Genomic DNA, 14,093 nt, shown 5'->3' with positions numbered 1-14,093 from the left:
ATTGGTCAAGCTCACAAGAAGTATTAAGTTTGTAGAAACGAGATAAGTCATATTTAGGTTGTTCGTTTTTAGAGCATCCTTTTTTTAGTTTTTTTGACTAACTTATATATTCGTACATATAAGAAGAGGTGGAGTCATGTATATTCTATTAGCGGGTGTTTTCCTGTTTATTTTCGTTGGAGTCGTCGTTTATATGTATAAGGAGGCACATAAAGATACACTTGAAGTGAGAAAGGTGGCAATACAAGGTGTACCAGGAAGTCTTGCAGGATTAAACATTTTTTTTATTTCTGATATCCATCGTAGAGAGCTATCCGAAAAGTTGATTCAAGTTGTTAAAGATAAAAAGGTAGACATCGTTTGCATTGGGGGAGATTTAACAGAAAAGGGAGTACCTTTGGCGAGGACGAAACGGAATATAGAAAAGCTTGTATCTATTGCTCCGACTTACTTTGTATGGGGGAATAATGATTATGAGGTGGATTTTCATGAGCTAGATGCATTGCTATTAGATCTCGGAGTGAAAATCCTTGATAATTCAGCAGTCAGTTTTGAAGGTTCAGATGGTGAACGTATCGTGTTACTCGGAACAGATGATTTTAGTAGGGAAAGAGATCGGATTGATCTGGCCATTGAGGATGCTGGGAATGGCTGTCGTATTCTCATGAGCCATGATCCTGGTATTGTGGACTATTTATTACCAGAACACCAAATTTCATTTATGATTTCTGGACATACCCATGGGGGACAAATTCGTATTTTTAACAGGGGACCCTATGAAAAAGGCGGAATGAAATATAAAAATGATATACCGTATTTTGTCAGTAATGGTTATGGGACAACAGCCTTGCCTTTAAGGCTTGGCGCACCTGCACAAACTCATATTCTTTCTTTATATCCAAGTTTAGAAGGAAATGTTAAGGACGACTCACCAACTAAAGTATATACCATACACTAATCTCAAGAGTCGGTTCTGGGCAGGGGGCAGGAAAAAATGCAATTGGAGCGTTTGAATGATAATAAAATTAAAATTTTGCTTACTTTAGATGATTTGTTTGAAAGAGGCTTGTCAAAGGAAGATATTTGGAAGGACTCTTTAAAATGGCATCAGCTTTTTCAAGATATGCTTGAGGAAGCAAGTGAAGAATTTGACCTTGATATATATGGCACCATCAGTATCGAGATTTTTTCAATGCAAATACAAGGAATGGTTATGATTGTGACGATACAAGAAGAAGCGGAAGAAGAATGGCTTAAGGATGGGATCATTGATTTTCAAGTAGATGTAGACAAACAAAATTATATCTTATATGAATTTCCTGATTTTGAGAATATTATTTCATTAAGTCACCGTAAAATATGGGAAGAAGAAGTAGTTAATTCATTATATGTCTATAACGACCTTTATTATTTAATGATTGAATGCAATAGAAAACAAGCGGAAGAAAAACTTATTTCCATTCTAGCTGAATATGGTACGGTTTCTTTTGTTAGTTTATATATCATTAAAGAATACGGAAAAGAATTAATTAAAGACCATGCTTTAGAAAAAATTAAATTTTACTTTAAATAATACTATTGCCTTCAAGCAAATAGGATGTGATGATTCTATTTGCTTGAATATTCTGTCTCCCTTGTGTTTATAGTTTTAAAACTTTGGGAATAGGATGTAATATGCTGTCTATTGATAAGATTAATTCAATTGATCTTGATAAAATACCTATAAGTATTTTATGAATGAAATCAGCTAAAAAAGGCAAAATAAAATAGATGTAAATATTTTTGAAAATAAGGAAAATAGGCAATATTATCACTTTGGTAGCGTTTACATAAAAATAAGAAAAAATTGTTTTTTCTTCTTGCATAAATAGAGCAAAGGTGTATACTATGTCTTGAAAGCGGACAACTAAAGAATGTGAATTTTTCTAGGAGGTTTCAAATAGTGGCCGATAAAGGTACTGATCATACGAATCAAGAAGATAAAATGGACGTTTTGAAGTCAACTCAAATCGTAATCCACAAAGCTTTGGAAAAACTTGGATATCCAGAAGAGGTTTTTGAACTGTTGAAAGAGCCAATGCGTTTATTAACAGTGAAAATTCCTGTTAGGATGGATGATGGGACGGTGAAGATTTTTACGGGTTACCGTGCTCAGCATAATGATTCAGTCGGTCCTACAAAAGGGGGAATTCGTTTTCACCCTAATGTAACAGAAAAAGAAGTGAAGGCACTATCTATATGGATGAGCTTAAAATGCGGAATAGTCGATCTACCATATGGCGGAGGTAAGGGTGGTATCGTTTGTGATCCAAGGGATATGTCCTTCCGTGAGCTTGAAAGATTAAGTAGAGGGTATGTAAGAGCGATTAGCCAAATTGTTGGTCCTACAAAAGATATTCCAGCTCCAGACGTTTTTACAAATTCACAGATTATGGCCTGGATGATGGATGAATATAGCAGAATGGATGAATTTAATTCCCCAGGATTTATTACTGGTAAGCCACTTGTACTTGGTGGTTCTCATGGTAGGGAATCAGCAACAGCAAAAGGGGTTACGATTTGTATCCATGAAGCAGTCAAGAAAAAGGGTATTAATTTAAAAGGTGCTCGCGTGGTTGTACAAGGTTTTGGTAATGCTGGTAGCTTCTTAGCGAAGTTTATGCATGATGAAGGCGCAAAAGTCGTGGGTATTTCTGATGCATACGGTGCGCTTCATGACCCTAATGGTTTAGATATTGATTACTTACTTGATCGCCGTGATAGTTTTGGAACGGTAACAAAGTTATTTAATGAAACGATTTCAAATAAAGAGCTACTTGAGCTCGATTGTGACGTATTGGTTCCTGCAGCAATTGAAAACCAAATTACTGAGGAAAACGCACATAATATTAAAGCAAGTATTGTAGTAGAGGCTGCTAATGGTCCAACAACACTAGAAGCGACGCAAATATTAACGGATAGAGATATTCTTCTTGTACCTGATGTACTTGCATCCTCCGGTGGTGTAACAGTTTCCTATTTTGAATGGGTGCAGAATAACCAAGGCTATTATTGGTCTGAAGAAGAAGTAGAAGAAAAATTAGAAAAAATTCTTGTGAAATCATTCAATAATATTTATGAAACCGCTCAAACTCGTAGAGTAGATATGCGCTTAGCTGCGTATATGGTTGGTGTACGTAAAATGGCTGAAGCGTCAAGATTTAGAGGTTGGATTTAATTTTCATAATTTATTACATTTGAAAGAAGGGAAAAAATCTCCTATTATATACATTAGGAGATTTTTTTCATTTCTACATATATTAAATATCATACGGGTCAGTCCAAGAGGTGAATCATCATGGAAAAAAAAGATGCAATTGTGGTTGGTGGTGGACCATGTGGATTAGCCGCAGCCATTTGTTTACAGGGGTTAGGGAAAGATGTTTTAGTCATTGAGAAGGGCAACATTGTTAATGCCATTTATCGCTACCCGACTCATCAAACGTTCTTTAGTTCTAGTCAAAAATTAGAAATTGGTAATATACCGTTTGTAACGGTTGAACATAAACCCAATAGAAATCAAGCACTTACCTATTATAGAGAAGTGGTTAAACGGAAAGCAATCAATGTAAATGCTTATGAAAAGGTTGAAAGCATCACAAAGAAAGAAAATGTCTTCTCGGTGCAAACAGATAAAGCGGAATATCAATCATCTTATGTCATTATAGCCACGGGGTATTATGATCAACCAAACTATATGGGGATTCCGGGTGAGGAGTTAGATAAGGTCTTTCATTACTTTAAGGAAGCTCATCCGTTTTTTGATAAAGATGTTGTGGTCATTGGTGGGAAAAACTCCAGTGTTGATGCGGCCATTGAATTAGAGAAGGCTGGTGCAAATGTGACAGTTCTCTATCGGGGAGAGGAATATTCAAAAAGCGTGAAGCCGTGGATTTTACCACAGTTTGATTCACTTGTTCGTCATGAGAATATTCAAATGGAATTTAATGCAAATGTTCAGGAAATTAGAGCAAATTCTGTTGTCTATGAGAAAGATGGGCAAATAAATGAAATCGCGAATGATTTTGTCTTTGCCATGACTGGTTATCATCCAGACCATACTTTTTTACAATCAATAGGCATTAAAAAAGACGAAGAATCCGGAAAGCCTGAACATCATCCTGAAACAATGGAGACAAATGTAGAAGGAATATATATTGCTGGCGTGATTGCAGCAGGTAATAATGCAAATGAAATATTTATCGAAAATGGTAGGTATCATGGCGAAATGATTGCCAAAGCGATAAAAGAGAAAGAGCAATAAGCAAACAAGCTCAGATGAGAATATGCGCGTAAGTAAACCCGAACTTTTTGGCAAAACACTTTTCAATAGTGCTTTGCTTTTGTTCGGGTTTTCAAATTGTATGGATTTATTTTGTGAATATTAATTTGACTTTTGTAAAGGGTGATTATCTCTGTGCTAATATTTCGTTGGTTACTATCATTAAAATTCTCGCCATTGTCATTGGTATGAGCTTATGTGTAGATGAAATATTGTAACAGTTTGGTTTTTAACTCATTAAAATACCCTAAATCAGCTTTTATAGTTGAAACATTTTTTCCAGTTCTTCGAAAGGCATCCTACTTTCCAAAGCAATTAAAAGTTTAATACGGGCTTTTTGCCCATTTAATCCATTAGAAAAAATGAGGCCAAGTTCTTTTAATTCTTTGCCCCCTCCAGGATAACCATAAACGTCTTGGGCGATGCCATTAAAGCATCTTGATACGATAATAATAGGAATCTTTCTAGCGAGTAAACCTTTTATACCAGGAAGCATTGCGGGCGGAAGGTTTCCTTGTCCTAGTGCTTCAATCACCAATCCATCACATGTAGTTTGTGCAATGGCTCCTAATAGAGTAGAATCCATACCGGCATGAGCTTTAATGAGCATTACTTGTTTATCTGCTTGTTCAATTTCAAAATGTGCATGTTGAACAGGGAGATGATGAAAAAGTACACCTCTTTTAGTGACTATACCTATGGGTCCATATTGAGGACTTTGAAAGGTCGAGACGTTGCTCGTATGTGTCTTTGTGACATTTTCAGCTGTGTGAATTTCATCATTCAGTACGACTAAAACGCCCTTTCCATCCGCCTCATCACAAATGGCTACACGAATGGAGGAAATCAGGTTATATAATCCATCTGAGCCAATTTCATTACTAGAACGCATAGCCCCTGTAACGACAATCGGCAAAGAGCCCTTTACTGTTAAGTCAAGAAAATAGGCGGTTTCTTCCAGTGTATCGGTTCCATGCGTTATGACAACACCAGATACTTTATCCTTATAAGAATGAATCAAGTTTCTTAATATAAGCATTTCCTTTTGCGTAATATGTGGAGAAGGTAATTGAAATGGCTCCTCGACAATCAAGTGCGCAAGCTCATTTAACTCTTTTGTTTGTCTTGTTAACGGGTTTTCTTCATTTGTTAAAACAGCCCCTGTTTCAACATCCTCACTCATTGAAATGGTCCCACCTGTATGAATTAGGAGTATTTTCTTTTTATCCAACTTGCTCCCTCCAATTAATATGTAATTATTTTGGTAAATCCATTTTCAATCTTACCTATACATGATACGATTAAAGAAAAGCTTTGAAAAGAGGAACAGCCTATGCTGGGATTAATATCTGCTGCCATTGCTCCTGGCTTGGCATTATTAAGTTACTTTTATTTAAAAGATCAATATGAGACTGAGCCCTTTTCGATGGTTTTTAGAACCTTTTTATTTGGGGCACTTCTTGTGTTTCCCATAATGTTTATCCAATATGTATTTGAAGAAGAACAAGTGTTTACTTCTCATTTTGTTTCTGCTTTTCTTTCCTCTAGTATGCTCGAGGAATTTTTTAAATGGTTTATCCTACTTATAATTATTTATCCCCATGTGCACTTTGATGAACCATATGACGGTATTGTCTATGGCGCAGCAGTATCACTTGGGTTTGCTACATTGGAGAATATTTTTTATTTATTGACACTTGGAATTGAGCATGCGCTAGGTCGTGCGCTATTCCCGGTTTCTAGTCATGCCCTTTTTGGCGTAATTATGGGCTATTATTTAGGTAAAGGAAAGTTTTCGAAAACATCTAAGGGGAAATGGCTATGCTTATCTTTGGCAACACCTTTCCTTTTGCATGGAACATATGATTACATTTTATTAACATTAGAAAATTGGTTGCTCTTTATTGTTCCATTTATGATCTTTCTTTGGTGGATGGGGTTAAAAAAAGCCAAACAAGCGAGAATTTTAAGTGCTAAATATAATCAATCGTTAGAAGATACAAGAACAAATTATGGTTAAACTTGTTTAAAAAGAGGCTATGAGAGAATGAGCTTCAGATAAAGAAAAAGGTGGATTTGAGTATACTCAAATCCACCTTTTTTCTTTTTGTCAGCCTAGGCTTTCGAATAAAAGCTAAAGCTAAAGGTAAATGAATTCCTTCTTTCATTAGAAGATCTAACATAGATATAAAATTTTATCAATCGTTAAATCTCAACGTCTTCGTTCATTTAAAAAGATGTTCCTAGCCTTTTATTAATGGTCAATCTGTAAATGCTATATTTATCCAAATGATTTTCTCATGGAATTTGAATAAAAAGCCAATTGGAACAAAAAATAGATGTATTGTTAGCTTCCTCGATGATTAGTGACGGTGAAAAAAGATGAGATCGAGGATGAACTGTTCCTGCCATCATTATTTGCCTGCAAAACGCCATAGTAGGTTACCTGAATGTTTAACAGATGAAAAGATGTATTTTTGGAGGTTAGTACGATGAAACAACTATTGATGTTTACTAAAGTGATGCTAATACTACTGCTTATAGCGACGGCTATTCCAATGGCTGAATTGGATAAGTCGGCAAATGCTTTTTCGAATCAAGTGATTAGACAAGGAGCGATTGGTGATGATGTCATTGAGCTACAAGCAAGATTGCAATATTTAGGATTCTATAATGGTAAAATCGATGGTGTCTTCGGTTGGGGGACATATTGGGCATTACGCAATTTTCAATATGAATTTGGCTTGGATATAGATGGGCTTGCTGGTTCTAGTACAAAGAACAAGTTGGTAAGTGCGTCTAATTATGATAAGCAATATGTACAAAATCAAATTAATCAAGGGAATTCATTTACACATTATGGCGGTACTGATTTAAATCAACAAGCACCTGCTAATAATGGTGGGTCAAATCAAAATGATGGAAATGCATCAAGTGGAAATTCCGGTGGTGGTGCAACTTCGGCAAATGTTCCTAGCGGGTTTTCGGAAAACGACATTCAAATAATGGCAAATGCTGTGTACGGTGAGGCGCGTGGCGAGCCTTATATAGGTCAAGTAGCGGTAGCGGCTGTAATTTTGAATAGAGTAGAAAGTGCGTCTTTTCCAGATACGGTTTATGGCGTAATCTTTGAACCAAGAGCATTTACGGCTGTTGCAGATGGGCAAATTTGGTTGACGCCTAATGAAACAGCGAGAGAAGCAGTGATAGATGCAATAAATGGCTGGGATCCAAGTGGAGATGCCCTCTATTACTTTAATCCCGATACTGCAACAAGTCCTTGGATTTGGACAAGACCACAAATTAAGAAAATTGGACAACATATATTCTGTAAATAAGGAGTGAAGTCACGTGTTAAAAGGAATACTCATAACTGTTCTTTCAGTTGGTGTGATTGGAACTGCTGTCTGGGGTTATCAAGAACATCGTGAGAAAAATGCGATATTAATTAACGCAGAAAACAATTATCAACGTGCATTTCATGAACTCACTTATGAAATCGATGTATTACACGATAAAATTGGGTCCACATTGGCAATGAATTCTAGAAGTTCACTGTCTCCTGCACTTGCGGATGTGTGGAGAATTACCTCTCAAGCACATTCAGATGTAGGTCAACTGCCACTATCACTTTTACCATTTAATAAAACGGAAGAATTTTTAGCTCAAATTGGTGAGTTTAGTTATCAGGCAGCGATTAGAGATTTGGATAAAGACCCATTGACAGATGAAGAATATCAGTCATTACAAGGTTTATACAAACAAGCAGCAGATATTCAGTCGGAATTACGGAATGTACAGCATATGGTCGTCAAAAATGACTTACGCTGGATGGATGTCGAAACAGCGCTTGCTACAAATAATGAAGCAGCAGATAATACAATTATTGACGGCTTTCAAACAGTTGAAAAAACTGTCGAGGGATACGATGAGACGGATTTAGGTCCTGCATTTGTAAATATGCAAAAGAAAGATGAGAACTATCAATACTTAGAAGGAAAAGAAATATCTAAAAAAGAAGCTGTATCTGAAGCGAAGAAATATGCGCAATCCCCTGATGATGTGAAAGCAACCGTTGCAGAAAATGGTGAAGGATCGGATTATGGATTTTTTAGTGTATCTCTAAAGTCTCCTAAACAAAGCGTAGAAACCAATTTAGATATTACTAAAAAGGGCGGTTATCCTATTTGGCTTATCACAGCAAGAGAAGTAAAACAACAAAAAATCAGTCTGGAAGATGCCCATCAATCAGCAGTGAAATTTTTAAAGGACAATGAGTTTGAAGATCTGGATCTTTTTGAAAGTGTGCAATATGATCAAATGGGCGTGTTTACATTTGTTTCTAAACAGGACGATGTAAGAATTTACCCAGATTCAATTAAGATGAAAGTAGCATTAGATAATGGGCAAATTTTAGGGTTTTCAGCAGAGGATTATTTGAAATCACATCATAAGCGAGATATTCCTCAAGCAAAGTTATCAAAAGAGGAAGCACGAACAAAAATCAATAGTCAACTTAAAATTATGGATGACCGTTTAGCGATTATTTTGAATGATAGTAATGAAGAAGTACTTTGTTATGAATTTACTGGGACATTAGGTGAGGATACATACCGCATCTATATTAATAGTGAAAATGGAAGAGAAGAAAAAGTAGAAAAGTTGCAAAATGCAGAACCGATTTATGAAGATGTAGTATAAGGCAGAAAAGGACCCTAGCAAGGGTTCTTTTTGTTTTATGGATACCTTTTGGCTAAACAAAGTCATGACAATGTGGTTATACCAAGTTGTTATGATTCGCATCTAATATTAATTAAAAAATAGTTCTTTTGTAACGGTTAAGTGATAAAATAAGGAAAAGTAGAAAAGGTTAGGAGGGAATTCATTGTCGCCAGGTGATCAATTGTATATAGAATATTATTTATCAGGTGAAGGCAAGTACATATCTAGAATTGCTGAAATAGAAGAGGATGTAATACATATACATTATCCTGTTTGTTTACAAACGAATCGGAAAATGTACTTAGAAGATGGAAGAAGAATTAAGTGTGTTGCTTACAATGCAAATGGGAAAATGTTTTTCTTCTCTGGAAGAGTGGTTGGCCGAATGAAGCAGTCAACACCATTATTGAAAATTGCTTATGCAAAAGAATTTACTCATGAGAAGGAACAGATGCGGGAGTATGTTAGAGTAGACGTCAATGAATCTGTTGAAATCCAACCAATAGATGAAGGGACATCTCACTCCATTCTAGGGATAAGTAGAAATATAAGTGCAGGAGGAATAGCTGTAGTTGTTAATGATTTTAAAAATTTGTATAAACGATCCCCTTATTTATTGCGTTTTTCTCTTGTGATTGAAGGTAATAAGCGTTCCTTTGTTTTAGCTTCAGAATATGTAAGGAAAGAGCCATTAGCTGATGGGCGACTCGTTATCTCTTTTAAATTTCCGCAACTAAATGCAGAAGATAGACAAGCAATGATGAGATTTTGCATCGAACAACAGTTATTTCATATGAAAAAAAGTAAACAATCTTAAGTAGAACAGCATAAAATCTTTTTTGTGTCTCCATAATGATTAATAGGAGGTGGAAGGGTGAAAATATTTGAACGTACACTCATCCTATTAGTCATTTTTCATCTTGGATTGTTACTATTATTTCAAACCATTTTTCATTATTTACACCTATTTCCGCATTTTAATGAAGTGACAAGATATGAAGGCGTGAATCATCATATAGAATATAAGGATGAGGAGGTAGTTAATATAAATAGACCTTAACTTGATTTTATTATAAAAGTAGACCAACAGAAACAATAGCTTGAACGACAAACCTTTTGGATGGTTCTTTTTAAGAACATCCTTTTTTTAGTATTTCTCTTATTTTTTAAAACTACGGATTAATTTAATCAATAAATAGACTCTTTCTTAAAGGAGGGTATTATTAAAGACACATAATCATTACAACTAATTAAGTAAATTTATGATAGAATATAAAACGTAAAGAATATATTTGTATAGGTATTTCAGGAGGGTTTATGAATAAAATATCAATTGCCATCGATGGACCTGCAGCAGCGGGGAAAAGTACAGTTGCCAAAATCATAGCTGAAAAGCTTCATTATATTTATATAGATACAGGGGCGATGTATCGCGCATTAACATTTAAAGCGTTGCAGTCAGAAATAGATATAAATGATGAAGAGTCATTAATTCATTTGTTAAAAGAGACAGAGATTGTTTTAAATCCTGGAGAATCTGGCCAACGTATTCTTTTAGATGGGTTAGATGTTTCTACTGAAATTAGAACAGCTGAAGTAACTAATTCAGTGTCAACGGTTTCAAAGCATAAGCTGGTAAGGGAAGAAATGGTTGTTCGTCAACAACGCTTCGGTCAAGAAGGTGGTGTAGTGATGGATGGTCGTGATATTGGTACACATGTTTTACCTGATGCAGAAGTAAAAGTATTTCTTTTAGCATCAGTGGATGAGCGAGCAGCTCGCCGCCACGCTGAAAACTTAGAAAAGGGTTTTCCTTCTGATTTAGCTCTTTTAAAAGAGGAAATTGCTAATAGAGATAAGTTAGATTCGGAAAGGGAAGTTGCACCGCTCAAAAAAGCTGAGGATGCAGTGGAATTGGATACAACATCACTAAACATTCACGAAGTTGTTGATAGCATTATGAAGTTGGTTGAGGAAAGGATTTAATCATATGAGTGTATATACATTTGCACGCTCTATAGTCAAAGGCTTGCTAAAGCCCGTTTATCGCATGGATGTTAAGGGTAGGGAGAATGTCCCGGTAGAAGGTGGCGTCCTTTTATGTTGCAATCATATTGATAACCTGGATCCGCCAATTGTAGGGATTACAGCACCACGAGACATTCACTTTATGGCAAAAGAAGAGTTGTTTAACGCACCGGTTTTAGGGAAGTTATTACCACATCTGAATGCTTTTTCTGTAAAAAGAGGAATGAGTGATCGTGAAGCATTGAGAAAAGGCTTGAAGGTTCTTAAGGAAGGAAATGTTTTAGGTTTATTTCCAGAAGGGACGAGGAGTAAAACTGGAGAAGTTGGTAAAGGTCTTGCCGGTGCAGGGTTCTTTGCTCTTCGTTCAGATGCTGCTGTCGTACCTTGTGCCATCATTGGCCCGTATAAGCCTTTTAGGAAATTAAAAGTCGTTTACGGAAAGCCTATTCCAATGGATGAAATCCGAGCAAAAAAAGTCAATGCAGAAGAAACAACGGATATCATTATGAATGAAATAAAAAAATTAATCGAACAGAATCGCTAAACCTTCTTACTTGACAAAAGGTGCTATTTGTAAGAAGTTTATAAAAAGGCATTTTATATTTCAGGATCAAAGTGGTTTTACAACTCTAGTTTATTTAGTGCAATTTACACTTAGTAAGATTGCATTTTATAAGTGGAAAATGAAATTAGCCATTGGATTAAGGAGGAATACATATGTCAGAAGAAATGAATGAAATTGAAGTAGCAAATTTTGAAGTTGGCGATAAAGTCAATGGTAAAGTGACAAAAGTAGAAGAGAAGCAAGTGATTGTCGATATCGAAAATAGCAAATTAGATGGTATTATTCCAATTAGTGAATTATCAAGTCTTCATGTAGAAACAGCTAGTGATGCTGTTGCAGAAGGTGATGAGCTACAATTAGAAGTGTTAAAAGTAGAAGAAGAAGCGCTCGTACTATCAAAGCGCAAAGTAGATGCTGAAAAGTCTTGGGAACAACTAGAACAAAAATTCAATGACGGTGAAGTTTTTGATGCTGAAATTAAAGATGTTGTTAAAGGTGGATTAGTCGTTGACCTTGGGGTCCGCGGATTTGTACCAGCTTCTTTAGTTGAAGCACATTTCGTTGAAGATTTCTCAGACTATAAAGGGCAAACATTAGCTTTTAAAATTGTTGAGTTAGATAAAGAGAAAAACCGTTTAATTCTTTCTCATCGTGCAGTTGTTGAAGAGGAACAAGGAAAGCAAAAGAAAGAATTACTTGAATCGCTTGAAGCTGGAAGCGTGATTGATGGAACTGTACAACGAATTACAGATTTCGGTGCTTTCGTTGATATCGGCGGTGTTGATGGTTTAGTCCATATTTCACAGCTTTCTTATGAACATGTTGCGAAGCCTTCAGATGTTGTTGCGGAAGGTCAATCTGTGAAAGTAAAAGTCCTTAGTGTGGATAAGGATAATGAACGAATTTCACTATCTATTAAAGATACTCTGCCTGGTCCTTGGGATGGTATTGCTGAAAAAGCACCTAAAGGAAGTGTATTAGAAGGCACTGTGAAAAGACTTGTATCTTATGGTGCTTTTGTAGAAGTATTCCCTGGAGTAGAAGGGCTTGTTCATATTTCTCAAATTGCCCATAAACATATCGCTACACCGCATGAAGTATTAAAAGAAGGCCAAGCAGTGCAAGTGAAAGTTCTTGATGTGAATGAGGGAGATGAAAGACTTTCTTTAAGCATTAAAGATCTTGTAGAAAAAGAAGAAGAACCAACTGATTATGAACTGCCTGAAGAGTCTAAAGGATTCCAATTAGGCGAAATGATTGGTGAACAGTTAAAGAAATTAAATAAATAATGGTGGTAGTATAGTGACGAGAGCAAAGAGAAAATGGGATCATATTCAATATGCACTAACAACTGGTCAAACGAGTAACGCTGGATTTGATTGTGTTTCTTTTGTACATCAAAGCTTACCTAACACATCTCTCTCAAAGGTTCATTTGGGAACGAAAATAGGCGAACTAAAAACTAGTTCGCCTATTTTTATCAATGCAATGACCGGCGGCGGCGGTGCAAAGACACTTGAAATTAATAGTCAGCTCGCGCGGGTGGCAAAAGAAACAGGCGTAGGGATGGCTGTAGGCTCACAGATGGCAGCGTTAAAAGATAAGGAAGAACGTACTTCATATGAAGTTGTTCGAGAAGAAAATCCAGAAGGGCTTATATTTGCAAATTTGGGTAGCGAAGCCACAATCAATCAAGCAAAAGATGCGGTAGAGATGATTCAGGCTGACGCTTTACAAATTCATTTAAATGTCGTTCAAGAGTTAACGATGCCAGAGGGAGATCGTGATTTTTCGCATGCCCTCAAACGTATCGAAAAGATTGTAAACCAAGTAGATGTGCCAATTATCGTCAAAGAAGTAGGGTTCGGTATGAGTCGTGAAGCAGTAGCAAAGCTTGAAGGTGTGGGCGTTAATATCATAGATGTTGGTGGATATGGTGGCACTAATTTTTCTAAAATTGAGAACGAACGAAGAGAGAGGGGACTGTCGTTCTTTGATGGATGGGGGATTCCGACTGCTACATCTATTGTCGAAGCTCATTCACATGGTAGTGACATTACGATACTAGCATCTGGGGGAATTCAGACGAGTATGGATATTGCAAAATCGATTGCTCTTGGCGCTAACGGTGTGGGAATGGCAGGGTATTTCTTGAAGATATTAGTGGATTCTGGTTACGAAGCAGTAATAGAAGAAGTGACATCCATTCATGAAGAGTTAAGGATGATTATGACAGCTATCGGTGCCTGCAATCTTGATGAATTACAACATGCCCCCCTTATTTTTAAGGGAGAAGTGCTTGAGTGGTTGCAACAGCGACAAATTGATACACGTAAATACAGTACAAGAACGATTCATTCAATATAAGAATTCAGATTAAAATAAGAGGCTGCTCACAAGAGTAGTCTCTTTTTTAGGTTTAAATGGATCCTTTTAATAAAAGTCATATTAAAGAGA

14 protein-coding genes are annotated in these 14,093 nt (G+C 36.2%); 13 read left to right on the top strand and 1 reads right to left on the bottom strand.

The window, feature by feature from the left end; genetic code table 11:
- Positions 1-136: 136 nt before the first annotated feature.
- The 4 genes from MHH73_RS14340 to MHH73_RS14325 all read left to right on the top strand — a co-directional run bounded on the left by MHH73_RS14340 (position 137) and on the right by MHH73_RS14325 (position 4,303).
- Entirely contained in the window at positions 137-958 is an 822-nt protein-coding gene (locus MHH73_RS14340) for a metallophosphoesterase (protein ID WP_341067676.1), read from the top strand.
- A 36-nt stretch (positions 959-994) separates the two neighbouring features.
- Positions 995-1,573 carry an adaptor protein MecA gene (locus tag MHH73_RS14335; protein ID WP_191810818.1) on the top strand — a complete coding sequence of 193 codons (579 nt, stop codon included), beginning with the start codon at positions 995-997 and terminating at the stop codon, positions 1,571-1,573.
- A 366-nt stretch (positions 1,574-1,939) separates the two neighbouring features.
- Entirely contained in the window at positions 1,940-3,217 is a 1,278-nt protein-coding gene (locus MHH73_RS14330; protein ID WP_191811365.1) for a Glu/Leu/Phe/Val family dehydrogenase, read from the top strand.
- Positions 3,218-3,337: 120 nt separating this feature from the next.
- The gene (locus MHH73_RS14325; protein WP_341067673.1) at positions 3,338-4,303 is read left to right on the top strand and encodes a YpdA family putative bacillithiol disulfide reductase; all 966 of its coding nucleotides are present in this window, start codon (positions 3,338-3,340) and stop codon (positions 4,301-4,303) included.
- A 277-nt stretch (positions 4,304-4,580) separates the two neighbouring features.
- Here the strand turns inward: MHH73_RS14325 and MHH73_RS14320 are convergent, their stop codons facing one another.
- On the bottom strand, positions 4,581-5,552 hold the full coding sequence (locus tag MHH73_RS14320; RefSeq protein WP_191810823.1) for an asparaginase: 972 nt from the start codon (positions 5,550-5,552) through the stop codon (positions 4,581-4,583).
- A 102-nt stretch (positions 5,553-5,654) separates the two neighbouring features.
- Between MHH73_RS14320 and prsW the strand changes: the two genes are divergently transcribed.
- The 9 genes from prsW to fni all read left to right on the top strand — a co-directional run bounded on the left by prsW (position 5,655) and on the right by fni (position 14,003).
- On the top strand, positions 5,655-6,341 hold the full coding sequence (prsW, locus tag MHH73_RS14315; protein WP_191810825.1) for a glutamic-type intramembrane protease PrsW: 687 nt from the start codon (positions 5,655-5,657) through the stop codon (positions 6,339-6,341).
- 538 nt (positions 6,342-6,879) lie between these two features.
- Positions 6,880-7,659 (top strand): spore cortex-lytic enzyme, encoded by a 780-nt coding sequence (gene sleB, locus MHH73_RS14310; protein ID WP_404826065.1) that lies wholly within the window; start codon positions 6,880-6,882, stop codon positions 7,657-7,659.
- Between the two features lie 13 nt (positions 7,660-7,672).
- Positions 7,673-9,022, top strand: a complete 1,350-nt coding sequence (gene ypeB, locus MHH73_RS14305) for a germination protein YpeB (RefSeq protein WP_191810829.1) — start codon at positions 7,673-7,675, stop codon at positions 9,020-9,022.
- Between the two features lie 184 nt (positions 9,023-9,206).
- Entirely contained in the window at positions 9,207-9,860 is a 654-nt protein-coding gene (locus MHH73_RS14300; protein ID WP_191810831.1) for a flagellar brake protein, read from the top strand.
- 57 nt (positions 9,861-9,917) lie between these two features.
- Entirely contained in the window at positions 9,918-10,103 is a 186-nt protein-coding gene (locus MHH73_RS14295) for a DUF5359 family protein (protein ID WP_341067665.1), read from the top strand.
- Positions 10,104-10,360: 257 nt separating this feature from the next.
- Complete coding sequence (gene cmk / locus MHH73_RS14290; protein ID WP_191810835.1) at positions 10,361-11,029, top strand: (d)CMP kinase; 669 nt, start codon at positions 10,361-10,363, stop codon at positions 11,027-11,029.
- 4 nt (positions 11,030-11,033) lie between these two features.
- Entirely contained in the window at positions 11,034-11,615 is a 582-nt protein-coding gene (locus tag MHH73_RS14285) for a lysophospholipid acyltransferase family protein (protein ID WP_341067662.1), read from the top strand.
- A gap of 173 nt (positions 11,616-11,788) precedes the next feature.
- Positions 11,789-12,925: a 30S ribosomal protein S1 gene (gene rpsA, locus MHH73_RS14280; RefSeq protein WP_191810839.1), complete on the top strand. Its 1,137-nt coding sequence runs from the start codon at positions 11,789-11,791 to the stop codon at positions 12,923-12,925.
- Positions 12,926-12,938: 13 nt separating this feature from the next.
- Entirely contained in the window at positions 12,939-14,003 is a 1,065-nt protein-coding gene (fni, locus tag MHH73_RS14275; RefSeq protein ID WP_341067659.1) for a type 2 isopentenyl-diphosphate Delta-isomerase, read from the top strand.
- Positions 14,004-14,093: the final 90 nt, after the last annotated feature.

It is taken from the genome of Cytobacillus sp. FSL K6-0265 (assembly GCF_038003465.1).
GTDB lineage: Bacteria > Bacillota > Bacilli > Bacillales > Cytobacillaceae > Cytobacillus > Cytobacillus stercorigallinarum.
This window is presented reverse-complemented; position numbering and strand designations above follow the sequence as displayed.

Coding starts and splice junctions, on each gene's coding strand:
- cmk (WP_191810835.1), top strand. CDS start 10,361: ATGAATAAAATATCAATTGCCATCGATGGACCTGCAGCAGCGGGGAAA.
- MHH73_RS14325 (WP_341067673.1), top strand. CDS start 3,338: ATGGAAAAAAAAGATGCAATTGTGGTTGGTGGTGGACCATGTGGATTA.
- MHH73_RS14335 (WP_191810818.1), top strand. CDS start 995: ATGCAATTGGAGCGTTTGAATGATAATAAAATTAAAATTTTGCTTACT.
- prsW (WP_191810825.1), top strand. CDS start 5,655: ATGCTGGGATTAATATCTGCTGCCATTGCTCCTGGCTTGGCATTATTA.
- sleB (WP_404826065.1), top strand. CDS start 6,880: ATGGCTGAATTGGATAAGTCGGCAAATGCTTTTTCGAATCAAGTGATT.
- MHH73_RS14285 (WP_341067662.1), top strand. CDS start 11,034: ATGAGTGTATATACATTTGCACGCTCTATAGTCAAAGGCTTGCTAAAG.
- rpsA (WP_191810839.1), top strand. CDS start 11,789: ATGTCAGAAGAAATGAATGAAATTGAAGTAGCAAATTTTGAAGTTGGC.
- MHH73_RS14340 (WP_341067676.1), top strand. CDS start 137: ATGTATATTCTATTAGCGGGTGTTTTCCTGTTTATTTTCGTTGGAGTC.